The organism is Flavobacterium sp. HSC-61S13, assembly GCF_024171535.1.
GTDB lineage: Bacteria > Bacteroidota > Bacteroidia > Flavobacteriales > Flavobacteriaceae > Flavobacterium.
Window position 1 is genome coordinate 160,223 of the sequence record NZ_JALJZV010000007.1, and the last position, 23,054, is coordinate 183,276.

25 protein-coding genes are annotated in these 23,054 nt (G+C 36.1%); 4 read left to right on the plus strand and 21 right to left on the minus strand.

The genetic code is table 11. The annotated features are described in order from the left end of the window. Positions 1–217: 217 nt before the first annotated feature. From L1275_RS09060 to L1275_RS09070, 3 genes are all read right to left on the minus strand, one after another. Positions 218–787, minus strand: a complete 570-nt coding sequence (locus L1275_RS09060; RefSeq protein ID WP_253472007.1) for a hypothetical protein — start codon at positions 785–787, stop codon at positions 218–220. Positions 788–872: 85 nt separating this feature from the next. After that, positions 873–1,721, minus strand: a complete 849-nt coding sequence (locus tag L1275_RS09065; RefSeq protein WP_253472009.1) for a hypothetical protein — start codon at positions 1,719–1,721, stop codon at positions 873–875. Between the two features lie 174 nt (positions 1,722–1,895). Beyond that, positions 1,896–2,117, minus strand: a complete 222-nt coding sequence (locus tag L1275_RS09070) for a SymE family type I addiction module toxin (protein WP_253472011.1) — start codon at positions 2,115–2,117, stop codon at positions 1,896–1,898. A gap of 27 nt (positions 2,118–2,144) precedes the next feature. Between L1275_RS09070 and L1275_RS16575 the strand changes: the two genes are divergently transcribed. Beyond that, on the plus strand, positions 2,145–2,471 hold the full coding sequence (locus L1275_RS16575; protein WP_371923458.1) for a helix-turn-helix transcriptional regulator: 327 nt from the start codon (positions 2,145–2,147) through the stop codon (positions 2,469–2,471). 187 nt (positions 2,472–2,658) lie between these two features. Here the strand turns inward: L1275_RS16575 and L1275_RS09080 are convergent, their stop codons facing one another. From L1275_RS09080 to L1275_RS09115, 8 genes are all read right to left on the minus strand, one after another. Next, positions 2,659–3,357 (minus strand): FAD-binding oxidoreductase, encoded by a 699-nt coding sequence (locus L1275_RS09080; protein WP_253472013.1) that lies wholly within the window; start codon positions 3,355–3,357, stop codon positions 2,659–2,661. A 70-nt stretch (positions 3,358–3,427) separates the two neighbouring features. Beyond that, positions 3,428–3,997 (minus strand): Crp/Fnr family transcriptional regulator, encoded by a 570-nt coding sequence (locus L1275_RS09085; protein ID WP_253472015.1) that lies wholly within the window; start codon positions 3,995–3,997, stop codon positions 3,428–3,430. A gap of 45 nt (positions 3,998–4,042) precedes the next feature. Continuing rightward, on the minus strand, positions 4,043–4,846 hold the full coding sequence (locus L1275_RS09090) for a siderophore-interacting protein (RefSeq protein WP_253472017.1): 804 nt from the start codon (positions 4,844–4,846) through the stop codon (positions 4,043–4,045). A 24-nt stretch (positions 4,847–4,870) separates the two neighbouring features. Further along, positions 4,871–5,518: a 3,4-dihydroxy-2-butanone-4-phosphate synthase gene (gene ribB / locus L1275_RS09095; protein ID WP_253472019.1), complete on the minus strand. Its 648-nt coding sequence runs from the start codon at positions 5,516–5,518 to the stop codon at positions 4,871–4,873. Positions 5,519–5,706: 188 nt separating this feature from the next. Continuing rightward, a complete protein-coding gene (locus tag L1275_RS09100) occupies positions 5,707–7,290 on the minus strand; it encodes a Na+/H+ antiporter (protein ID WP_253472021.1) in 1,584 nt (527 codons plus the stop codon). Between the two features lie 335 nt (positions 7,291–7,625). Then, positions 7,626–8,510: a hypothetical protein gene (locus tag L1275_RS09105; RefSeq protein WP_253472023.1), complete on the minus strand. Its 885-nt coding sequence runs from the start codon at positions 8,508–8,510 to the stop codon at positions 7,626–7,628. A gap of 133 nt (positions 8,511–8,643) precedes the next feature. Next, entirely contained in the window at positions 8,644–9,315 is a 672-nt protein-coding gene (locus L1275_RS09110; RefSeq protein WP_253472025.1) for an ankyrin repeat domain-containing protein, read from the minus strand. An 11-nt stretch (positions 9,316–9,326) separates the two neighbouring features. After that, positions 9,327–10,670: an amidohydrolase gene (locus tag L1275_RS09115; protein WP_253472027.1), complete on the minus strand. Its 1,344-nt coding sequence runs from the start codon at positions 10,668–10,670 to the stop codon at positions 9,327–9,329. Between the two features lie 298 nt (positions 10,671–10,968). Here L1275_RS09115 and L1275_RS09120 point away from each other — a divergent pair, with 298 nt between their 5' ends. Together L1275_RS09120 and L1275_RS09125 are read left to right on the plus strand one after the other, a co-directional pair. Beyond that, positions 10,969–11,397 (plus strand): GNAT family N-acetyltransferase, encoded by a 429-nt coding sequence (locus L1275_RS09120; RefSeq protein ID WP_253472029.1) that lies wholly within the window; start codon positions 10,969–10,971, stop codon positions 11,395–11,397. Between the two features lie 91 nt (positions 11,398–11,488). Further along, positions 11,489–11,683, plus strand: coding sequence for a helix-turn-helix domain-containing protein (locus L1275_RS09125; protein WP_253472031.1), 195 nt, complete (start codon positions 11,489–11,491; stop codon positions 11,681–11,683). Between the two features lie 268 nt (positions 11,684–11,951). Here the strand turns inward: L1275_RS09125 and L1275_RS09130 are convergent, their stop codons facing one another. The 10 genes from L1275_RS09130 to L1275_RS09175 form a co-directional block, all read right to left on the minus strand. After that, on the minus strand, positions 11,952–12,566 hold the full coding sequence (locus L1275_RS09130) for a hypothetical protein (protein WP_253472033.1): 615 nt from the start codon (positions 12,564–12,566) through the stop codon (positions 11,952–11,954). A 125-nt stretch (positions 12,567–12,691) separates the two neighbouring features. Further along, entirely contained in the window at positions 12,692–13,399 is a 708-nt protein-coding gene (locus L1275_RS09135; protein WP_253472035.1) for a DUF2071 domain-containing protein, read from the minus strand. Between the two features lie 79 nt (positions 13,400–13,478). Beyond that, positions 13,479–13,919 (minus strand): hypothetical protein, encoded by a 441-nt coding sequence (locus L1275_RS09140; protein ID WP_253472037.1) that lies wholly within the window; start codon positions 13,917–13,919, stop codon positions 13,479–13,481. Positions 13,920–14,055: 136 nt separating this feature from the next. Beyond that, a complete protein-coding gene (locus L1275_RS09145; RefSeq protein ID WP_253472039.1) occupies positions 14,056–14,319 on the minus strand; it encodes a hypothetical protein in 264 nt (87 codons plus the stop codon). A gap of 58 nt (positions 14,320–14,377) precedes the next feature. Further along, positions 14,378–14,719, minus strand: a complete 342-nt coding sequence (locus tag L1275_RS09150) for an alpha/beta hydrolase (protein WP_253472041.1) — start codon at positions 14,717–14,719, stop codon at positions 14,378–14,380. 33 nt (positions 14,720–14,752) lie between these two features. Then, positions 14,753–15,442, minus strand: coding sequence for a hypothetical protein (locus L1275_RS09155; RefSeq protein ID WP_253472043.1), 690 nt, complete (start codon positions 15,440–15,442; stop codon positions 14,753–14,755). 224 nt (positions 15,443–15,666) lie between these two features. Then, the gene (locus L1275_RS09160; protein WP_253472045.1) at positions 15,667–16,071 is read right to left on the minus strand and encodes a nuclear transport factor 2 family protein; all 405 of its coding nucleotides are present in this window, start codon (positions 16,069–16,071) and stop codon (positions 15,667–15,669) included. A gap of 64 nt (positions 16,072–16,135) precedes the next feature. Then, the gene (locus L1275_RS09165) at positions 16,136–17,539 is read right to left on the minus strand and encodes a TolC family protein (protein WP_253472047.1); all 1,404 of its coding nucleotides are present in this window, start codon (positions 17,537–17,539) and stop codon (positions 16,136–16,138) included. Positions 17,540–17,544: 5 nt separating this feature from the next. Beyond that, positions 17,545–20,688: an efflux RND transporter permease subunit gene (locus L1275_RS09170; RefSeq protein ID WP_253472049.1), complete on the minus strand. Its 3,144-nt coding sequence runs from the start codon at positions 20,686–20,688 to the stop codon at positions 17,545–17,547. Between the two features lie 30 nt (positions 20,689–20,718). After that, positions 20,719–21,828, minus strand: a complete 1,110-nt coding sequence (locus L1275_RS09175; protein WP_253472051.1) for an efflux RND transporter periplasmic adaptor subunit — start codon at positions 21,826–21,828, stop codon at positions 20,719–20,721. A 158-nt stretch (positions 21,829–21,986) separates the two neighbouring features. Between L1275_RS09175 and L1275_RS09180 the strand changes: the two genes are divergently transcribed. After that, positions 21,987–22,817 (plus strand): AraC family transcriptional regulator, encoded by an 831-nt coding sequence (locus tag L1275_RS09180; protein ID WP_253472053.1) that lies wholly within the window; start codon positions 21,987–21,989, stop codon positions 22,815–22,817. Positions 22,818–23,054 lie beyond the last annotated feature (237 nt).

Here is a 23,054-nt window from a genome sequence, read left to right on the forward strand (position 1 = left end):
ATCTTGGCCGTAAATAAAACCAAATGGCCAGGCCACTAAGCCCCATTGGTATAATAACATTGCTGATGGAACTTCGAACTGGTAAGGGTCCGAGTTTAATAAAAAACAACCAATTCACAAGTGTATAACCAATGGTTAATAACACTAAAATGATTATGAAGGGTTTGAAAATAAGGTTAATCTTTTCTTTCAATTTTTTTATTTAATCTTATGCTTATTATTTTCGGTTAGCTCTTTCTACTATTAATTCATTCATTAGATTACGAGACCATTTTCGTCCTTTTAAATAACGTCCGTTGATGGAGTCCTCCTTGTAAAGTTCGATAAAATAGTCTAATTCTTCAAGACTCAATTCCGTTCTTGCTAGTTTCTGCCTATTTTCATCAATATGCGTTCGCGTTACTACCTTTTGATTTTCTATTTCATTCACTCTCAAAATAGGAATTTCTACATTTACTTCTACAAGCTCATAAAGCCTCGTATCCAACTCCTTTTGATTTACAATGTGTAGATAATCGCCTAAAATTCTCTTTTCAACATAAACAAGACCTTTTCCAAAATTATGCCTGTCTTGTTGATTTTTTTTAACCCCGGAAATCCAATATTCATCTCCAGACTCTATGTCATAGAAATTCCCATTCATTCTATCTGATCCTATCCTTTGAAAAGCTTTACCATCAAAATAAAGTGTTTTTCCTGTCTTTGAGAAAACAACTAATCCAATCCACGCCGGTCCATCATTACTAAATCCGCTCTTTAATTCAAGGTATTTGATTTGAGATTTCATATCTTTTTATTTTACACATATTACCTATCGTTCTTTAAAATGACATGTTATACATTTCTTATTGCAAAAAACTTTGAACAGTTTGTTATTCCTCAGTAGTTTGATTCAATAGTGTTGTTTTCTCATTTTCAACAGCATATTTTTGGGTAAGACTCGCTCTTTTCAAGTCGAGTTCGATTTGATCTTTTCTCTGTTTCAACATCCAAAGACAATACAATCCACCAAGGGGAATACCAAATACCCAATAAGAATTAAGATAACCGGCTGTATTAAAACCAATACCTAAGAAAAACTGAAAATAAAATAATTTAAAAGACAGCCCTCCTACAGCGGAGTAAATGATCGAAGGAACATTTAGACAAATCACTGCGAGGTATTTTAACCATTTTTTCTTTAGGTCACTACGCTTTATTCTTACAATTACATATACATTAAAAATCAGTACAGCAATAGCCAATAATCCAAACAACCAATAATAGAGCATATTGGGAACGGGTTCTTTCACATCCTTAATAGTAAAATATGTGATTTTCTTAGTAAGATCATCAAACAAAATCTCAATCACACCAAATTCTTTTTGGTTGTGAAATTCCATAGTGACAACCGTGGTATTTGGTGGCGTATTATTAGCTTCGACAGTTGAGAATTTCTTTTCCGCCACTACAAAATTGTACTCCAAGTCCTTTCCAAAATTCTTTACTACAAGCTTGCTTATGTGAGATAAACCGTGCTTTAAAGTATCCAATTTCGCCTCTTGTTCTATTTTTGGATCCATTGCCATCAGTTCCGTCAATGCACTATAATCCTCTTTCACTAGAGCCTCTAAAAACGCTTTGGATTTGTCTTTTAACTCAAAAGTATTGCTAATAAAATCGCATCCGATTAATAATGAAAAAGTCAATAAACTTAATGTAATTTGTAAGGTTCTTTTCATGGCACAGCGCAAGTATTTTATTCGTTAGTTAATTTTTCATTATTGGCTGCAAACATATTGAATTTTTTATAAAAACTCGTTAATCTCACTTAATTAACAGCATATATTAGTACCTATACATTAAAAAACAGGAATAATAAGAATCCGAACCTCAGTTCATATAAAACAAATTCACTAGTTTTCACTTTGCTTTTCTATGGTAATTGTTATTTTACTTTTTTTATGAATTATTTTAATCGTCTGACCAGGCTTAAAACCCAATTCCTGTAACCATTTCCCACAAAGTCTGATTTCTGGGAAAAAAACTGGTGGCCATGACTTGATTCGATAAACATACTTGGAGTAAACTTTTATAAGCCGTATTTTCTCTATCTCAGTATTTTTTTCTTGTCTCATAACAGCAAATTTATAGGTTAAAAATATATGAAATTATATTTCTATGCAAATAAATCAATGTTAAAATACACTTTATTGCCATTAAAAGACAATTTACACATACTTATATTTTTACGATATTTGTATAAGAAGACTATAAATAGCGGTATGACGAAAGTAAAGTTAAATAGAATAAAGTCTGTTCTTGCTGAAAAAAATAGCAGCGGTAAAGATCTTGCCTACCATTTGGGGAAAACGGAATCTACAGTTTCGCGTTGGTGTACAAATGAAGTACAACCGAGCGTTGAAACCCTTTATGAAATAGCAAAATTTTTAAATATTGATATACGAGAATTATTGATAAGTACTAAATAGAAAAAATAATGCAACTCATAAAAAAAAATAATTCCTCTGCTGTTTAATAACACGTTTTGTTCTGTATTGGCTTTCACTTACTTTTAATCAAAAAAACACCTTAGACACTTGTATTTAAGATGTTTTTTTAGTATCTTATTTAATAATGGAACAACATAACCTGTAAGCGTTATTAAGTTTGTTTTGTTTATTCTTTACCCCAAAAGTTTTGGACATGGATTTTTCTTAAATTAAAAGAAGGATGTTGCTTTAAATAGTTTTCTAGCAAGGAAGTCGTTTTAGAATCTCCAAATATATAGGCGATAGCATTGGGTGTTTGCTGCGAAAAACACTGGGGTATGTGTTCCACGATTAACTCGGGTTTTAAAGAATTTACGATAATGCTAGTCAATGGGAAACTGTTGTCGATATCGGCAAAAAAATCAGCGGAATTAGCGGAAAAAACCAAACTACTCACGCGTTTACTCACCGCTATTGCTCTATGAATTTCGTATAGATGAGATAGCGCAGTGACATCGCCAATCAACAGGTATTCATCGGCGGTTTCGTCCAGGGGTATTTGCGCGGATGGCGGTTTAAAAAAGATGACATCGCCCAGTTGAACCGATTTTACCCAACGGGATCCTCTGCCGTTGGAGAACGTATTGATCGCCAAATCAACCGTGTTATATACCGGTTCATAATTCCAAAAAGAATACGTACGTGCCACACTACCCGAATCGTAATACGGATTAGACAAAAACACTTCAATCGCCAAACCCGCTTGGTATTTGATCCTCGAAAAATACGCACTTTGAATTTTGATGTGGTAAGTATGAAGGGCTATTTGACGCTTTTGAAGTATCACCCCACTATAAATCTCAAAAGTTTTTTCTTGACTGCTCATAATCTGCATTTTAATATGGTAAAATTGCTGGTTTTTACCATTCAAAACATTGATTTGAGTCAAAAAAAAGTTAGAGTTTAGATTTTAAACGGCTCAGGGTTTCCTGGGAAATATTGAGATACGAAGCTACCATTTTGTTCGACAACCTACGTACAACACGCGGATTTTCATCTAACAGTTGGCGGTATTTTTGCAAGGCATCTTGAATCATCATCGACATCAACCTTTTGGTATTGTTGACATAGGCCATCTCAAGATACATTCTATAAAATTTATCCCATTGGGGAACGACGTCAAGTAAGTGGTAAAAATCGGTATGGGTGATATAATAAACTTCGGATTCTTCAACGGCTTGGACAAATTCTTCCGATGGTTCCGAAGTAATAAAACTGACCAATGCTGTAGCAAACTGATTTTCAAAAGCAAAATATCGGGTAGAATCTATCCCCTCTTCATTGATGAAAAAAATCCGAAGGCACCCTTGATTTACAAAAAACGTGCGTTGACTGGCTTGGCCGTGCGTCAATAACAACTCGTTTTTCTTCAAATGCATCGGTTTAAAATACGACAGTATCGTTGCCAAATCCGCATCCGATACGGTTATTCTGTCTTTTATATATGAAGTTAATTGTGCTTCCATTTTTTCCCAATCCGTGATTTGTAAATTTACCGATAAAAAGTCGCTTTATAAAGTGCCTTGCTGCTTTTCAACAGTTGCTTCTTCGGACGCCCCAGATTTCCAGTAGGTAGTGGTAGAGATAAAATCGGGATCCCACCCAAGTTGCACTCTAAAAAATACTTTGAGGTCTTTTACCGTGCTGTATTCTGCCGCTACAAATACAAAATTGTTTTGAGCGGGGTTGTTCATCTGAAATTGTTTTATACAATGACTCAACAAACTACCCCGTTCCGGTTCTGGATTGTACAACCACCTTATATCAACAGATGCTGCCGAACACAACATCAATTCGTCACTTTTTTCAGTTACTTCCAAGAACACCTTGGCCGTTACCCCCACAGCCAATTGTTCCAAAATCGCACTTATAACTGGTACAGCTGTAGCGTCTCCAACCAATAAATAGGACTCCAAATTGGGCAGTATCGGTTTGTGACTTTGTTTCATTCCAATCCCCAAACAATCTCCAGCTTGAGCATTTATAGCCCATGCTGAAGCTGGACCATTTTCTCCATGCACTACAAAGTCAATGGTTAATTCCCGTTTCTCTAAATCAATGCTGCGATTGGTATAGGTTCGCACTTTGGCAACGAGTTCAGAATTTATTTCTCTACCTCTTTCCGGAAAATAAATCAGTTTAACTCCTTTAGGCGGTATAAAAATTTTATTATTAGACCCTGAAGTAACTTCGGATAAAAGCGGTAATTGGTCTTCTCGAATATCAAATACCACACGAATAAAATGTGGCGTAAGGAAGCTTTTATTTTTGACCGTAAAAACGCTGCGTATTTTTTTAATAGGGGTATTATTCATCTTTAGAGATAGGGGTTATTGCGGTTATTCACTCGGAAACTGTTTTCTATAATCAACGATATCTGCAATGGTCAACACGGTTAGCTGCCATTCCAAGGCAAAGGCCGTAATTTCAGGTAATCGCGACATCGTACCGTCGTCATTCATCAATTCACATAAGACAGACAACGGTTTTAAGCCAGCGAGACGCATCAAATCAACACTGCCTTCCGTATGACCTATTCTACCAAATACACCATCGTTATGAGCTCGCAAAGGGTATATATGCCCCGGTCTCACCAAATCATTAGGCTGAGCATTGTCTGCACTGGCCGCTTTGATAGCCGCGAGTCGATCAGCAGCTGAGAGTCCCGTGGTAGCTCCTACTCGAGCGTCAATAGAAATGGTAAATGGGGTTTGGTACAAACTGGAATTCTCTGTAACCATATAAGGTAAATCAAGTGCATCAGCCTTTTGATGCGACATGCACAAACAAACCACCCCACTGCAATAGCGAATCATCTGCACCATATTGTCCAAATTCATTTTCTCCGCAGAGAAAATCAAATCGCCTTCATTTTCTCGATCTTCATCGTCAATTAATAAAACTCCTTTTCCGTTTTGTAATTCACTGAGTGCCCGTTCTACTCTTTCCTTGGCATTGATACCAAATGTCTGTAACATATCTTTCATCTCTATAGCTGTTTTTATTAAATATCACCGTTGTGATAACACGTACAAATTTGTGAGTAATGCCTGTACTAAACTTTGACTTAGGTCAAAAAAAAAAATTATTTAAATCATGTGAATCGCGTTCCAATCGTAAATAGACCTCTTCCATATTCGCACTGTTTGTACTGATAAACACCACACTTGTTGAATTAATACGATTGCCCACTTTCGTGTTCAATGGTTGTCTTCCAGAAATCGAGTTCTATTTCTTTTTTCCTAATGGTTTCCAACGAAAAGGCGCCGATTTTATAACTTTGAGTCAATGTTGTACGCTGCCATTCGACCAATTGCAATTCCAGATTTAAATAGGCCTTTTTCGAATTGATCCCTTTAACGGATTCCGATTCCGTTAGGAGGTTGTGATTTTCCGCTTGCAGTTTCTCCAGCATAGTCGTCGCGGCTTGCTTCATATCAACATCATCCGCGCTAAATTCTTTTAGAAACGAAATGGATTTGTATAGTAGTAAAACATTTAAGGTCCCCTCCTCTCGATCTAAATCCTTAGCGGGTTTGATCCATTGAATCAATTTGGGCAAGGTTAAGCCTTGTATTAACAAGGTAAAAACGATCACAACAAAAGACAGCAATAATACCGTGTTTCGATGCGCTAATGGAACCATCTCGCTGGTCGTTAACGGCAAAGCTAAGGCCGTTGCCAACGACACCACACCGCGCATACCTGCCCAAGAAATAATCAAATACTCCTTGCTTGACTGCGATAAGCCCGATTGACTTTTATTTCTTAATGCACCTCCTAAAAGGGGAAAGGCAAACAATACACACAAACGCACCAAAACCAAGATGATAAAAATTAGAAAGCCATAGAAAATTAAAAGCGGCAGTTCGTTTTGGGGAGTGTCTGAAATAATTTTCGGCAATTGCATACCTAAAACCAAAAACACGAATCCGTTGATTACAAAGATAATCACATCCCAAAAATGCCCCATTTGCATACGACTGTTTGTCGTAAAAACCACAAAGGAATTCCACGATAAATACATCCCCACCACCACTACGGCTAAGACGCCCGAACAGCCTAAATGCTCTGCCAAACTATAAGTAGCAAAAGGCAATAAAACCACAGCGAAGGTTTCGACATTGCTATTACCGTTAAAGAATCGGTAGATTCTTAAAAACAAAAATCCAATGATGATACCGGCAACAATTCCACCCAAACTGATAAAAACAAATTGAAAACCGGCATTCCAAAACGAAAAACCACCACTGAGCACAGCCACTACAGCAAATTTATAGGCTATCAAAGCCGAGGCGTCGTTGAGTAAACTCTCGCCTTCTAAGATGGTAATCATCTTTTTGGGCAAAGCTATACTTTTGGTAATACTCGTAGCTGCTACAGCATCGGGAGGGGAAACAATAGCTCCTAACACAAATGCCATAGGCCAGCCGAAACCAGGAATAAGACTGTGAACCACTACCGCTACTATGGTGGTGGTTAAAAACACCAGAACCACAGCGAGTATCGAAATTTTCGGAAACTCCTTTTTAAATTCGGGTATAGACGTATTCCAAGCTGCATCAAACAATATCGGAGGTAAGACGACGTAAAAAATCAACTCTGGAGTCATGTCAATCGATGGAACAAAACTAGTCAAGCTCAACAGCAATCCAGCCAAAACCAGTAAAATCGGTAAAGCTAATTTGATCCTATCCTTTAGCGATATCAGAATGATTAAAACAGTCGATATCCAAATAATTTTTTCGAGTTCTTGCATCTATATACAATTATTCGACAAAATTATACCGCTTCATTTTTGGAAGCATTGACTTAAATCAAAAAGGAAATGGGATCAGCAACATAGCGGTGAGTTTGACCAATCAAATGCTGTTAAAATTTTTTATTGTGGAAAAACAAAAAAGCCCAAAACATTGAAGTTTTAGGCTTTTTTACGTATTTTAATACAGTGGGATTTAAAGACTACTTTAGGGCTGTAAAATCATTGCGATTTTTTTACGCGCACTATAAAAATTTTACCAGATATAAACATTGGCAATATTTAAAATAACTGCCGTCCCTTTTAGGTAAAATCTCAACAATTATTGTTGAAAATTAAGATTTGGGTTCGGCATAGATTTCATATCCATGTCCGTATTCTGCCCAAGTGGCTTTCTTTAAAAGAACTATATTAGAAGTTTTTCCAACCCATATTTTTAAAACTTGGTCTTGTTGCACTGTTCTCTTAAACAGCTTCTTATATTCGATAAAAGTTGACTCGTTCGTTTGTTGGTATTTTGCCTCCCCATACAAAGTTGTTATGTAATTAGTAAGCACCTCCAATTCTCGATTTGCGAGATCATCTGAATTTCCTTCGTATAGTTTATCGTCAAATCGAACATTCAATATAGACGAAAGTATGCCATCTCGATTTTCAGTGAAAAGAGAAAAACTATAATCCTCATTACCATTATTGATAAATCCGGTATTCATATTGAAATTTCCATCGGGCTTGTTCCACTGTATATTTAAAAAATCGCCATCCACATAAACTCGAGTACTCGTTGAATCTTTTGCGACAACTAAGCCATCTTTATACGCTTTTAAATAGGTGGTATAAGTTCCTGGTAGATAAAAGTGATGTCCCCATTCAAGTTTAACACTATAAGAATCACCTTGCTTTTGCAATAGTTGCATTTTTGTGGCTCCTCCCTTAATCTCCCAAGTAAGCGAATCTAGATTACTTTTTAGTTTATCAGCCAATGCAAGGAATTTTATGTTTCCACTAGCACTACTGTCCTGCAACTTAAAAACAACCATACTTAAAATGTTTTGTTCATCAAGGTTACTTACAACTTTTAGTGATTTTAATTGTCCCTCTATAATCGGATTTCCCACTTCTGGGTTTACAATTTCAGGATTTTGCAATGTAGAATCATCGTTAGAGCAAGAAGCTAACATACAAGAAGCTAAAACAAAAAAAGCTATTTTTTTAAACATAAGATATTCGTTTAGGTATTTTTTTCAAAAATACAACACAAACAATTAGTAAACAATTAAAACAAATAGTATTAAATTCCTCTATTATAACCACCTAGATTCGTAATTATACATATAATGTAATACCAAATTTTTAAATTTTTAAAATTTGCTCTATTTCCTTGTACCCTTTAGCTTTAGCATGTTGTAAAGCTGTGATTCCATCTCGATCGGGAATACTTAAATCGGCTCCTGCCTCTTTTAGAATTTGAACGATTTGCTGAAACTTTACACTACCATCTCCCAAAACAACTGCCTCCATCAAGCCAGTCCATTGCAAGCGATTGATGTGATCAATCGGAAAGTCTTTAGTATTGGCCAACAAACGTACGGTTTCTACATGTCCGCGTTCACAAGCGGGAATCAAAGCCGTACCGTTATATCTGTTAAACACATCGAAACGGGCACCGTGGTCCAAATACAATTTTACCAATTCGGTTTGTCCAGTCGCTCCAGCGTAGAGAAATGCACTGTCTAAATTAAGTGCTTGCTGATTGACATCGGCTCCGTGCTTTACTAATAGTTTCGCCATTTCGATCTGACTTCTGACCGTAGCGATAAGTAATAAACTGCGTTGATCACTGTCGGTTGCCTGAACTTTAGCACCTGCTTTTAAAGCTTGGGCTACAGCGTTTACATCATTGTTTTGGACTAATTTTACTATTTCCTGATCTGTCATAACTTCTGTATTTTCAGTTGAACTCGCCGTACAGCTCCACATACTTAGAGGGGCTGCAAGCACGAATAAAAAAAAATTTTTTCTCATAATTATATGTTTTAAAATACCCTATTTCCCTGGTATATCAATGCGGTTACGGGTGATATTCGAGCAACGGCTTCGGCGGAACAACTCGCATCGAGAAACACCAAATTGGCCTCATCGCCAACCTTGGGCCACTGTTGCACCCCTTTGTCATCTAAAGGTAAGACATCTGAAGTCGCTAATTTAAGTATCCTCGATAAGTCAAATTCCGTGGAATATCCGTATAACTGTGCGGCAAGATTGGCTTTTTCCAATACACTTCCTGTTCCAAAAGTGTTCCAATGATCAATTATACTGTCATTTCCCACCCATACCTTTACTCCTTTTTTCATCAAGATTGGAATGGGCATTACCAATCCGCCAAAAGGAATGGTCGATACAATACCAATTTGAGCGGCAGCTAATTTTTCTGCCATCTCCTCCTGTTTAACTTTGTCCAATCTGCCTAAGGCAAAACAATGACTCAAATAGGTTTTGTCTTTTAGACTTGGATTTTCATTGACCTTATCAATCAAATAGTTTATCGTTTTAACGCCAGATTCCCCCGATTCATGTAGGTGGATATCAATCCCTTTCTGATGATCTAAAGCGAGTTGAACCGTAAGATCCATCGTTTTTTCAATAGCTCCATCGATGGAAAAAGGATCTACCCCTCCGATAAAATCTATATCCATTTTAGCCGCTTCTTTTAAGTAAGGAACACTATCAGTATAATATACACCGTGTTGAGGAAAAGCGACAATTTCCGCTCCAAAACCGTTTTTCTTGTTCTCTAAGGCTATTTGCAAATTTTTAAGCGAGTCCAGTTTTACTGTCGGATCTATATTTACATGACTACGCGCAAAAGCACTGCCCTTAGATTGTAATAATTCAATCAGTTTTTCAGCACGCTGTGTCGATGTTTTTAACAGCTCGGGCAAAAGCTCCTTTTCCATTTCAATCATACCCTTTACGCCGCCTGTTCTGCGTTTTACGGCTTGCCAAGGCCCTCCATAAAAGGTTTTATCCAAATGGATGTGCATATCTCTAAAAGAAGGGAGCATCAACATTCCTTTCATATCCATAACCTTCGAATCCGGTTGATTGGCTCTAATATCCTTTATCCGATAATCGGCTATTTCAATGGTAAAAAGCGCCGTTTTTGTTGCAACCACCTCATCGCCCTCATAGTCAAAACCCACTTCTAATCTCACGTTCTTTAACGTATAGTCTTTTTCTGTATGTATCGATTTAGTGGTAACATCTGGGGTGGTGTCTTGGTTTTCTGCATGCAATATACTCGGCAGTAGAGCAGCTCCTCCCAATCCCAACGCGGAGCGTTTAATAAAATCCATTCGCGATATGCCAGACTCCTTCATATTTATTTTTTTTATTTTCAACTTGACCTTACTCAAGTCTTTAATTCTAATTTGATTTGCCTAAAGATAGAAAAATTGTTACGACTACTACAGCATTACGCGCAATCAACATCCTATTTCAACCCTGTTAATACCATTTATTTATTAACGTAGGCAAAAAAAATGGATCGAATTGCCTATTTTAGTTCGATTTATAATTTGTTAGCGTTTTATATTCTAAACTTTTAATAAATTTCAATATATAATTCGGTGTCGCAATTGATGGCATTCTGATTTTTTAACTCTAAAAAAACTTTAAATGCATATAACGATTACAACAACTGCCAGTAGTACTGATGCGCAAAGCATTAGCCAAGGTATTACTGATTTTAATAAAGCCAGTATACCAGAACTTGAACCAAATGAAGCGGAAGTGCGCTTTTTTGTATTTGCTAAGGACGATGCGGATGAAGTGAAAGGAGGCATTAGAGCCAGTTGTTATTGGAATACGTTACACATCGAGTTGTTGTGGTTGTCCGAAGCCTGTCGAGGTCAAGGAACCGGTAAGCAATTGATAGAGGCAGCTGAAAATTTTGCCCGACAAAATCACTGTGAAAAGGCTTTGGTAGAAACCACCAGTTGGCAAGCCAAACCCTTTTACGAGAAAAACGGTTATAACCTACTCGCCACTTTACAGGATAGACCAAAGGGACATGCTACGCATTATTTGAGTAAAACCTTGTTTTAAATAAAATTCTTCATCGTCACAACATTATACGACAGACATAAATAACAAAATCAAACTATAGTATTTTTATATGACAAGAGAAAAACTAAAGATGGATTTCGGCAAGCAGATTGTAAAACTACGAGAACAGCGTGGTTGGAGTCAGTCTGATTTAGCGCGAGCATGCAACAAAGACCGTCAGGCGATCGAAAAGCTCGAAAATGGCAAGGTCAACCCAACACTTTTTACTTTATTGGAAGTTGCCAATGCCTTGAACATTTCGTTATCTAAATTGGTTGATTTTTAGTCGATGCTGACCGTTCCTTGTTGCCGAGGACCACATGTTTACAGCAAAAAACATCCTCAATTGGGCTACACCCAAAGATTAAAATCTGAAACTGATTTAAAAGCTTTTGTTCTATTTCTTCCTTTTCTAATTTTTCATGTAACGCTCCATTGATTGCATAAGTATTAAGTATTTATACATAACATTGTTTTTACAACCTTGAATTATTAGCTAATCTTTGATAACTTCATATAAGTCATGTCTAACCAACTGAAATTTTCACTCTCGATTATTTGCGATCCAATTCTGAAAAACATTGCTCGCCAATGGCACCCCCAGCATATTCTAAAACCACGTTAGTCTTATAAAAGATATAATTACAGCCATCGTTATAACTTGGAATTTCATCATCGGCTAAATTTTGATTAAAAATATTATAAGAAAACATCCCCATACCACTTCTTTGCCATCCAATAACAACTGGATTTCTACCTTTTATAGATATACAATTGGCTTTGTCTAATTTCTCTTTTAGAGTTTGAAGTTCTATTGTTGACCACCCCAATTCAACAAGAAGTGAGTCTACTTTAGGCGATTTTGTATTTAGCTTCCAATTACTCTGATATACACTGTCTAATTTAACGTGAAATATCGATAGTTCATCGTCATTTTTAAATTCAATAGATACTCCTGCTCCATCTGGCAATATTGACTTAAAATAATTCCTTACTTCAATTATTTCATCTTTTTTCTTTTTATAATTCTCAATAAGATCTTTTTTGTTATAAGAAGGTCCTGTAAAAGCCCCGTCAAACGCAAAATGTAAAAAAAGAAAAAAAGATCCTATCGATATCAGTAATATACTCCCTATTACGAGTAAAAATATTTTTATTTCTTTAAGCATGTTTCTTTTTTTATTAGACGTTTACAACTGGCACTTATCCATTTTTAATTTATAAATAAAAGCATACGAAAACACTTGATTGAAGTTTTTATACATGCGGTTTAAGCACTGTAAAACGCGCCTTTTTATTTATCGGCTTCAGTTGTCCACTCGTGTTCGATATTTGTCATTAGCAAAGCGTTGTCAAAAACCACCGAACCATTTGGAAAAACAGCTTCGTTTTCAAAGAAACTTGACTTAATCCTTGCAACATTTAGTGGTTGAACTTTCCAGCTATAAGTTTTTAATTTCAAACCCTCGAAATTACTTTTATTTGGAGAATACCCCAAGTCCCCTGCTTCAAAAAAAACAGAAGCGTTTTCAATGGTTTCAAAAACAGACTGTTTATTAAAATTTTTTGTCTCAGAAGCTTCAATCGCAATTTCAGTGTCATCATCGCTTTTAAAAGCAATATGATAATTTCCGTCATTTTCACTGACATTGAATTTTGCGAAGTTGTGCTTACCTGGGAATAATTTCCCTCCTATGAGGGCATTTAACTGTAATGAAGTATCCCTTCGAGGAATATATACCCCCGATCTTGTTTCTCCTTCTTCATCCCATTCCACTGCAATTCTATGAGCCCCATTTTCAGAGCTCACTCCTAAAAAATCAGGCCACCCTTTTGGTTTTATGCTTTTTAGTCGGATCAAACAGATTCCTACAATGGCTTTTCCCTTATAAATTTTGGGTCGAAAAGGTAGCGGCACAATTTGCTCAATAACTTTGGGATCTGCGATGAAGTTTATTAAAATTCTTCTTTCAATATATCCGTGTATTGTCGGTATTTTCATTTTATATACAACTTGTTTTTAAAACCTTATATCTATTTCTTTATCGAACTGATGTTTTCGCGGCACAATCTCGTGCCAACTAAAAAATTCTGTTTTTAAGAATTTGGTTGTATAAAAAGCTTAATAAAATTAAAATTGGTAATCCTATCCACGCCGTAAAAACCAATTCAAGTCCATTTTGGCCTCCATTTCCATAGCAGAGACTTTGTGCATTTGTAAACACTGGAATCAAACTCGATTGAATTAGAACATATTCTAATGCATTAAAAACCGTCAACAATATGGGTAATGTTTTTAATTTTTCAAGCGGCAACCATTTTAAATATCTATAAAACAGAAAAGGCAGCAATAACGCACCAATACTTGACAATATCCAAATCAGCTCAAATGCAATAGTACATTCTACGCCTAAACCATTTAAAAGCATCTGAACTGCTAAATTTGCAATAGCTGTAAATCCAGGAATGAAAAATCCTACAATTGAAAATATGACTGTTGGTTTTACAAAATCAACAGTCATATTCTATACTTTTTATCTCCATATTATACTCTTTTTCACTAGTGTTATGTATACTCCTGAGATTTGCAATATAGCGTATTATTCAACATTGAAGTAATAGTGTCTATGACTTTTTTTTTCGACTATTTTAAAAATTTCACTCAGTTTTCTTTTCACGGATTTCACGCAAATTATTAAGAAATATTTTTTCAATTTGCTTTGCTTTATTTACGGTCATAAAATGACCTCCACCTTCAATTAGAAAATCGTGTTTTACATTTTTAATCGGAATTATTTTGTCTGCATTTCCATGAATATGAATATAATTATTGGGCACAAACTCGTTGTTCCAATTGGCAATTTCACGAATTGCCCACGTTAAAAAACGAGGGTTCGTCTCTAGTAAAATGGTCCTTAACAATTGTCTGTCTTTCGTTGTAGTAACTCCAAAAAACCAATTCGTATAAAGTTTTGTTGTTTTAAAAAAAAGTGGGAATTAACTTGTTCAATTTCAAAATTACTGCAATTCGATAAAGTAAAGGGAGTTCGTATTTGGTTTTTGCAGAAGCGATTAAGATTAGTTTCTCCGTTTGGATGATTTTAGAAATTTCTATGGCAACCATTCCGCCAAAAGACAAACCAATTAGAATAGGATTCTCATCTGGAATTAATTGTACCATTCTTTTAGCATAATCAGCCAATGATTCGTTGTAAATCGTTTCTATCCAATCGATAAATTCTGGGTTAAGATTTCCAAAATCAATGCGATCAAAGACTCTTCTATCGACACCTAATCCGCTTAAAATATAAATTTTATTCATTTTTTACTTTTCCAACAAACGTATTAAAACAACCTAAACACACTCTTGATCTAAGTGAACTCCAGTACAAATCCATTGTCCACTGATATTGCGATACAGTCGGGTATAGGAAGCGCTTTCATCAATTTCCTCTACATAAATAAAAACATCCCATACAACATCATTATCTATATCGTACCCCATGCCCGAGATGGTTTGATTTTGTTGGGTAATTACTTTGACCTCACTGCTTTTGACTTTAAAACTAGCGCTATAGGGCAATAAAACCAAACCTTGAATACCCGTATTCTCACTTGTAGAAAGATTCGAAACATTAGTAAAAAAAAGATTGGGAAAAATGATTGTCTCCGCACATTCTGTAACCTCCCCTAAATGCCAATAATCTACTGCGGTTTTATAGTTCTGATTATCGAATACAAGCAGGGCATCTACCGTATTATTCCACCGTACTTTTGTTCCTTTAAAATAGTCATCCGCAGCTTTCCCTCCTGTGATGGTCGTTTGAGGATTAGCATTCAGCAAATACTGTAGAAAAGACAAATCGTCATCCCAACTAAAAGGTCTGTTTTCTCCGCTTATTTGAGCTATACCCACAAAATATAAATGCTCATTATTCTTATTGAAGAATGACGACTTTGTAGGTTTTAAAGTCGGGTTTTCTCGTATCCATGTCTGGTCTACTTTCTTTTTCTGACTTTGAATAAATCCTTCAGGATTAGCCATCTTTTTTTGCCCATAACCAAAGCTTACAGTACATAAGATAAGAATAAATATTATTTTGAATTGCATTATTTAAAGGTTTTAATACACTGCTGAAGTTTGTGCCATTTGACAATTTTAAAATTCAATCCCACTATAACGAACACCTGACCTTGTTGTTTCTTACAAACACCATATTCATAATAAAACTGTAGTCGATCTATATTTTACAAATAAGTTGAGGTTTCTTATAATCCACTTGCTTGCAACACCGCAGAACCAAAAGGATTATCCACGATCCACAACCAATTTCCGGCTTGATCTTTTTTCATAATACAAGCGGTATGTCCCGTCATCTGAATCGGATGCCCATCTGGAGTAGTGCCGCTCATTTCCCAAAGGTCCATCCACATAGCCAAATCTCCGACAATGGATATATGTGGAGTAGCTCCGCTAATATGAAATTGTAAAGCACAAATCGCTTGCATGGCTTTCTCAATCTGGTTCAAACCCCTTAATTCCCTACCATCTCTATCGATATAAACCGCTTCCGGATGAAAGCAACTCAGCGCTCCGTTCACATCCCCATCTTTTATACAATTTCGAAAATATGCCACTGCGCCAACAGGCGTTGTTCTGTTTAAATCTTGCATTTAAAATTTTATTATTCCGACCGAAATTAAAACTAATATTTAGAAAACCTACTGAATTTTTGTTTTATTGCCATCCTCCTCCTAAAACACGGTATAATTCGATACGGGCAAATAACTCGTCGCGTTTACTGATAGTGTAATTCATATCACAAGTCAGCAAATTATTTTGAGTAGTTAATATTTCAAGATAATTAGCTCGCCCTCCAGTAAACAGCATCTTTACCTTAACTATATTATTCTCTAAAGCCTCTCTCTGTTTGACCAAAATCACTTGTTGTTCCTTTTGTTTATCTAATTGTACTAGGGCATTAGATACCTCTGTAACTGCACTCAATACTGCTGCGCGAAACTTAATAACCGCTTTTTCCCGATTAGCTAGTGCTATTTGGTATTTTGTCTTGATTGTTCTGCGTTGTAAAATTGGTTGGCTAATACCTCCTGCTACCATTCCAAATACCGATGCAGGGATATTAAACCAGTCACTCGCTTTAAATGCAAGCAGCCCTCCGTTTGCACTTAAAGTTAAAGTAGGGTAAAATGCAGCCTGTGCAATTCCCACATTTGCATTGGCGATTTTAAGGTCTAATTCAGCACTTTTGACGTCTGGTCGTTGAGATAAAAGAATCGCAGGAATGCCTATTTGCACATTATTTATTATTCCTATATACTGTAAAGATTGCTGTCGTTGTTGCGTATCGGGAAAAACTCCAGTCAGGGCACTTAATACATTTTCTTGAATCAAAATTTGCAACTGTAAATTGGGTATTAATTTTTCAGCTTCTAGTTCTTGGACTTTTGATTGCTCTAAGGCTAATGAAGTGCTTTTACCCGCTTCAAATTGCAATTGAATTGCTGTAGTCGTACTCTTACTTAACTCGATATTTTTTTGAACTAAACCCATTTGGTTGTCCAAGATCACTAAGTTATAGTAGCATTGCGCTATTTGTGCTACCAAAGCTGTTTGTACTGCGTTTTTAGTTTCTCCAGATTGTAAATAACTTGCCCAATCTGCTTTTTTTTGATTTTTAATTTTTCCCCAAATATCTGCTTCCCAGCTCATCGCTAAATCAACTTTAAAATCATCAATGTGCGTATTATTCTGGTTAACTAACGCATTGTACTCGGAAGGAAATGCTCTAGAAGTATAGATCTCTAACTGTACATCAGGTATATTTCCCCCTTGCGCATTTTTTAAGTGCCATTTTGAAATTTCTATGTTTTGAAGTGCTATCAAAACATCTGAATTTCTTTTTAATGCGATCTCTATCAGCTGAATTAATTGTTCATCTTGGAAAAAAGATCGCCACGATAATTGCCCTATTGTAGGTCCTTCCGCCATTAGATTGTCCGTTCGATATTTGTCTGGAAAAGCATTCATTGGTGTATCAATTTCTACCTTTGATACCTTACATCCAGACAAGGCTGTCAACGCTAATACCGTTATAACGATTATTATATTTTTAATCATATGATTTAATTTAATTTTTGAGTTTTACCTGAAATTTTTTCGTGTAAATACTGGAACAGTACATAGAGCACAGGTATAATGAAAATTCCCAATAACACACCGCTCAACATACCACCTGTTGCAGCGACACTAATCGACTGATTTCCCATGGCAGAGGGTCCTGTTACTCGCATCATCGGAATAAGTCCCGCTGTAAATGCGAAAGAAGTCATTAATATAGGTCGTAAACGAAGTTTAGAAGCTTCTATAGCAGAAGCTAGTAATGATTTGCCAGAACGCCTTCTCTGAATAGCAAATTCCACAATAAGAATAGCATTTTTGGCTAATAATCCGATCAGCATCAGCAAAGCAACCTGTATGTAAATATTATTTTCTATACCAACCATGCCTATTGCCAAAAACACCCCTAATAAACCCGTAGGAATAGAAAACAAGATAGCAAGGGGCAAGATGTAACTTTCATACAAAGCCGCCAGAATAAAGTAAATAAACAAAATACTAATGAGAAAGATTATTAAAGACTGTCCAGATGAAGCAATCTCTTCTTTAGTCATACCAGTAAATTCATAAGAATACCCAGCCGGTAAATATTGCAAGGCAACCTCATCAACAGCATTAATCGCATCGCCGGTGCTGTATCCGTTATTAGGAATAGCATTAACTCCGATTGAATTAAAAAGATTGTATCGAGAAGCGGTTTCTGGGCCGTAGCTCCTTTCAAAGCGAACTAAGGAATTAAGTGGCACTTTCTCGCCTAATTTATTCTGAACGTAAATAGCATCCATTGCAGACAGCTCGGAACGATCGGATTTATCTGCTTGTAAAATCACTCTGAAATACTTTCCAAATCTATTAAAATCGGAAGCTTGTGTACTTCCAAAATACGTTTGCATGGTTTCTAGTATATCCCTAACCCTTACATGCAACTGAGCTGCTTTTTCCTTATCAACTTGAATCTCTAATTGAGGATAATCGGATTTGAATGAGGTAAAAGCCATATCAATTTCGGGACGTTCTTGTAATTTTTTAATAAAATTATCTGAGACATCTCCAAAAACGTGCAAATCCCTGCCCATTCGATCCTGCAATACCATATCCAAACCGTCAACGTTACTAAAACCTGCAACAGTAGGCACGGTAAAAACAAAAAATTCAGCTTCTTTAATTGCAGTTAGTCGTTTTCTAATCTGTTCCATGATTAAATTAATATCCTGTATTTCGCCTCGAGCTTTAGCAGGCTTTAAAAGCATAAATATAGCTCCTGCTGACGGACTCGTGGTCCCTGTAAGCGGATCAGAACCGTACAGTGCATTTACAATTTCATTTGATTCCAATGGTTGAAGTAATGCTTCTGATCTTTGCATTGTTTTTTCGGTTTGGTATTGTGATGTACCCGCAGGCATAGACAAGGCTATGACTATAAACCGTAGATCCTCCGAAGGGATAAAACCGGTAGGTGTTTTCTTTGAAATAAATAAAGTCAGGGATGCAACGACTATTAACATCGACATACTCCACCATTTATACTGTATTAAAAACCTAATGGTCCGAGCATATTTGTTTGTTAATTTCTCAAATCCCGTATTAAACCCAGTAAAAAATCGCTCTTTAAAGCTCGTTTTTACACTAAGCGCTTTATCTTTTTTCGGATCTACTTTCAGTAATATCGCTGCAAGCGCGGGACTTAATGTCAAGGCATTGATTGCAGATAAAAGAATCGCAATGGCCAAGGTTAATGCAAATTGCCGATAGAATACTCCTGTTGAGCCCTCTGTGAAGCTTACAGGTAAAAATACTGCCGACATCACTAAGGTAATCGAGATGATTGCCTGGGTAATTTCACTCATTGCCGATAGGGTTGCCTCTTTAGCAGGCATATGCTCCTGATGCATTTTACTATGCACGGCTTCTACCACCACAATGGCATCATCTACTACAATTCCAATCGATAATATAAGCGCAAAAAGAGTTAACAGATTAATAGAAAATCCAAAAATATACATGAAAAAAAAGGTTCCTATTATAGCTACAATAGCTGAAATTGCAGGAATAAGTGTAGATCGAATATCTTGTAGGAAGAGAAATACCACAATAAAAACAAAAATAAATGCTTCGATCAAGGTATATATTACTTGTTCTATAGATTGATCTAAAGCTTCCTTCGTATTATATATAGTAGCCTGTTTTATTCCGTGAGGAAGGTTTTTCTCGGCTTTGGACATAATCTCAGCAACCGTTTTTTGTATTTCATTTGAATTGGACCCTGGGGCTTGTAAAATATCAATATTAATTCCCGGTTTGCCGTTTATGCGTACATGGTTGGTATAGGTAGCCGCACCAAACTCAATACGTGCCACGTCACGAAGCCGTATCAACGAACCGTCTGTATGCATTCTTACAATAATAGACTCATAATCTATTGGTTTATTTAGTTTCCCTTTATATTTAATAACGTATTCGAAGGATTCCGTACTGTTCGCCCCCAATTTTCCCGGCGCAGCCTCCAAGTTGTTGTCATTTATGGCTTCATATACCTCCGTTGGCGTTAGATTATAATTGGCCATTTTGGTCGGATTTAACCAAACACGCATCGCGTAACTTTTATCACCACCATCAATTCCCGCTTTTCCCACTCCTGGAATTCGTTTGATCTCAGGAATTATATTGATCTGGGCGTAATTAGATAAAAAAGTTTGGTCGTATAGAGTTTCATCTTCCGTGTACATACCCAATACCATAATCAAACTGTTTTGTTGTTTTGTTGTGGTGATACCAGCAAGTAAAACCTCTTGAGGCAATTGACTTGTTGCCTGAGACACTCGATTTTGCACATTAACTGCGGCTTGGTCAGGATCAGTTCCCAAACGGAAATAAATAACAATAGTCAAGGAGCCGTCATTACTCGCGGTAGATCGTATATAGCTCATGTTTTCTACGCCATTTATTGCTTCTTCGAGTGATGGAGCTACCGACCGTAAAATAGTTTCAGCATTGGCCCCCGGGTAAGTTGCATTGACCTGAACTGCAGGCAAAGCAATATCTGGAAATTGTTGTAACGGTAATTTGTATAAGCCCAATAACCCCAACATGACTAAAAAAATTGAGATTACTGTAGCTAATACAGGTCGTTGAATAAATATTTTGAACATTTTTTTACTTGATTTATAAGGTATTAGTAATTACAAATTTTCTTCGATAACCGTTACGACATCTCCATCCGCCAGCGCATCAATACCTTTTGTCACAATCCGATTTCCGAATTGTAAGTCTGATTTGAATAAATAATTATTACCGCGACTGGCTATGATTTGAATCGCTTGAGCATGAACTTTATTATGCTCATCGAGTACATAAACAAAAGTTTTGTCTTGTATATCTACTGTTGCGGACTGGGGAACCGAAAAAACGTGCTGATGCATTATACGCAATTGTATTTTTCCAGTATTGCCGGATCGAATTACTGCTTTTGGATTGGCGAAAATTGCGCGAAGAGTTATCGCTCCAGTCGTTTTATCAAACCGACCATTAATCATATCTATTTTTCCTTTTTCGCTATAAAGTTGATGATCTGCTAACAGAAGAGAAACTGCAGGCACTTGCCTTACTTTATCCGTTAGGGTATTTCCTTCATAAGTTTCCTTAAAATCGATAAAATCTAGTTCGCTTAAAGAAAAATATACTAAAACTTGGTCAGTGTTGGAAATGCTTGTCAAAGGCTCTAAATCACCGCGATTAATTAAACTTCCTAACTTTTTAGGAAGTCGTCCCACATAACCCGAAATTGGAGCTTTTATCGTTGTAAAGTCAACATTAATTTTTGCTGTTGCAACTGCTGCCTTTGTCTGCGTAACTTTTGCTATTGCTATTTTGTAATTCGTTTCTGCAATCTTCAATTCATAATCAGAACTGATTTTATTTTCAATTAAAGGCACAAGTCTATCCAGTTCTAATTTTGCATTTATCAATGCGTGTTCTGACGCAGTTAACTCAGCTCTTGCGTGATTGTGTTGTTCTAAATAAGGCAAGTCATCTATTTTAAATAAAGGATCTCCTTTTTTTACGTAGGTCCCCTCATCAACATAGAGCTGAATTAAATGTCCATCTACCCTAGAACGAATTTCAATGTCCATGATACCTTCTATCGTTGCTGGGTATTCTTTAAACGTTTCCGTATTTATTTGCTTTAGTTCAATAACAGGTAAGGCAAGTTTTTCAGTAGATTCGGGAGTAGTTTTTGAAGAACAACTGTAAAGAAATAGTACAGTGATACTATAAATTATTTTTTTCATTTTAATTGGTTTTAAGGAAAACGGATGCATTCAAATAATCTAGGTTGAAATAAAGCTGTAGTTCTCTCATATATAATTTTATTTTTACAAAGCAAATTTATACAGATTAATAGCCTTAAAATTTGTACATATCAACACTTGTTCGGTATCTTTGCAACATGAAAGCAGAAAACATGTATAGCCCTTACGAGATCGAAGTTGAGATAGTTGACGACTGTCCGCTACGTGATAATATTCTCAATTTCTTTCAGATTGTATATATCGTCAAAGGGCGGGGTCAACAATGGGTTAATGATCACAAAGCGCCTTATCAATCAGGAGATTTGTTATTATTGATTCCTGAGGATAAATACTCTTTTGATGTTGAGGAGACTACTGAATTTTTATTTATTAAGTTCAATAATTTCTACCTCCATGATAAAAAGTTGGGTACCGATAGTGTACATCAATTGGAATACATACTCAATAACACCAGTTTAAGGATAGGATGTGTGATAAACAGTCCAAACGATAAGAAATTAGTCGAATCGCTAACCCGTACAATCAGTGATGAGAATCGTCAACAGCAATTGTATAGCAACGATATGGTACAGCAGTTAATTAATACCTTGATTATGGTCATTGCACGTAATATTGCTATTCATTTACCTGAAAAAATCAAGGCATCGACAGATACAAAAGTGGGGGATATTTTGCAATATATTCAGAGTAATATCTATCAACCTGAACAATTGAGATTAGAAGTTATAGCTAAACACCTTGGGTTTTCGGAGACATACATTAGTCGGTTTTTTAAAAAACATACAGACGAAACCATTCAGCAATATGCAACGCATTATCGTATGAACCTAATTGAAAACAGATTGAAATATAGCGATATGCGAATAGGTGAAATCGCTTTCGAATTTGGTTTCAACGATGAAAGTCACTTAAACAAATTCGTACGCAAGCAAAAAAACCTAGCTCCCACCGAGTTCCGGAGAAGCTAGTACTTGTATAGTGAAAGAATTTAGAACTTATATTAGAATGCCGTCATTCTCCTAAAAAGTCATAACTCGGGAATTTTTTTTCTCAAATGAGAGCATTTTAGTTAACCTTTTGGAATCGTATTTAAAGGCTTGAGTATTTTTAAGAAACATATTACTATAATGGAATTCTATAAACCATCTGAAAAAATGGTTATACGTTTATTTGGGATATGTAATTCCAATTCAGTTGTAAAAAAA

What these genes read in the sequence shown, in the direction of transcription:
- L1275_RS09090 (WP_253472017.1), bottom strand. Translation starts at nt 4,846, where the DNA reads ATGAATAATACCCCTATTAAAAAAATACGCAGCGTTTTTACGGTCAAA.
- L1275_RS09115 (WP_253472027.1), bottom strand. Translation starts at nt 10,670, where the DNA reads ATGAAGGAGTCTGGCATATCGCGAATGGATTTTATTAAACGCTCCGCG.
- L1275_RS09160 (WP_253472045.1), bottom strand. Translation starts at nt 16,071, where the DNA reads ATGCAAGATTTAAACAGAACAACGCCTGTTGGCGCAGTGGCATATTTT.
- L1275_RS09085 (WP_253472015.1), bottom strand. Translation starts at nt 3,997, where the DNA reads ATGGAAGCACAATTAACTTCATATATAAAAGACAGAATAACCGTATCG.
- L1275_RS09120 (WP_253472029.1), top strand. Translation starts at nt 10,969, where the DNA reads ATGCATATAACGATTACAACAACTGCCAGTAGTACTGATGCGCAAAGC.
- ribB (WP_253472019.1), bottom strand. Translation starts at nt 5,518, where the DNA reads ATGAAAGATATGTTACAGACATTTGGTATCAATGCCAAGGAAAGAGTA.
- L1275_RS09155 (WP_253472043.1), bottom strand. Translation starts at nt 15,442, where the DNA reads ATGGCTAATCCTGAAGGATTTATTCAAAGTCAGAAAAAGAAAGTAGAC.
- L1275_RS09130 (WP_253472033.1), bottom strand. Translation starts at nt 12,566, where the DNA reads ATGCTTAAAGAAATAAAAATATTTTTACTCGTAATAGGGAGTATATTA.
- L1275_RS09135 (WP_253472035.1), bottom strand. Translation starts at nt 13,399, where the DNA reads ATGAAAATACCGACAATACACGGATATATTGAAAGAAGAATTTTAATA.
- L1275_RS09110 (WP_253472025.1), bottom strand. Translation starts at nt 9,315, where the DNA reads ATGAGAAAAAATTTTTTTTTATTCGTGCTTGCAGCCCCTCTAAGTATG.
- L1275_RS09165 (WP_253472047.1), bottom strand. Translation starts at nt 17,539, where the DNA reads ATGATTAAAAATATAATAATCGTTATAACGGTATTAGCGTTGACAGCC.
- L1275_RS09180 (WP_253472053.1), top strand. Translation starts at nt 21,987, where the DNA reads ATGAAAGCAGAAAACATGTATAGCCCTTACGAGATCGAAGTTGAGATA.
- L1275_RS09100 (WP_253472021.1), bottom strand. Translation starts at nt 7,290, where the DNA reads ATGCAAGAACTCGAAAAAATTATTTGGATATCGACTGTTTTAATCATT.
- L1275_RS09065 (WP_253472009.1), bottom strand. Translation starts at nt 1,721, where the DNA reads ATGAAAAGAACCTTACAAATTACATTAAGTTTATTGACTTTTTCATTA.
- L1275_RS09080 (WP_253472013.1), bottom strand. Translation starts at nt 3,357, where the DNA reads ATGAGCAGTCAAGAAAAAACTTTTGAGATTTATAGTGGGGTGATACTT.
- L1275_RS09070 (WP_253472011.1), bottom strand. Translation starts at nt 2,117, where the DNA reads ATGAGACAAGAAAAAAATACTGAGATAGAGAAAATACGGCTTATAAAA.
- L1275_RS09140 (WP_253472037.1), bottom strand. Translation starts at nt 13,919, where the DNA reads ATGACTGTTGATTTTGTAAAACCAACAGTCATATTTTCAATTGTAGGA.
- L1275_RS09170 (WP_253472049.1), bottom strand. Translation starts at nt 20,688, where the DNA reads ATGTTCAAAATATTTATTCAACGACCTGTATTAGCTACAGTAATCTCA.
- L1275_RS09060 (WP_253472007.1), bottom strand. Translation starts at nt 787, where the DNA reads ATGAAATCTCAAATCAAATACCTTGAATTAAAGAGCGGATTTAGTAAT.
- L1275_RS09105 (WP_253472023.1), bottom strand. Translation starts at nt 8,510, where the DNA reads ATGTTTAAAAAAATAGCTTTTTTTGTTTTAGCTTCTTGTATGTTAGCT.
- L1275_RS16575 (WP_371923458.1), top strand. Translation starts at nt 2,145, where the DNA reads ATGAAATTATATTTCTATGCAAATAAATCAATGTTAAAATACACTTTA.
- L1275_RS09150 (WP_253472041.1), bottom strand. Translation starts at nt 14,719, where the DNA reads ATGAATAAAATTTATATTTTAAGCGGATTAGGTGTCGATAGAAGAGTC.
- L1275_RS09125 (WP_253472031.1), top strand. Translation starts at nt 11,489, where the DNA reads ATGGATTTCGGCAAGCAGATTGTAAAACTACGAGAACAGCGTGGTTGG.
- L1275_RS09175 (WP_253472051.1), bottom strand. Translation starts at nt 21,828, where the DNA reads ATGAAAAAAATAATTTATAGTATCACTGTACTATTTCTTTACAGTTGT.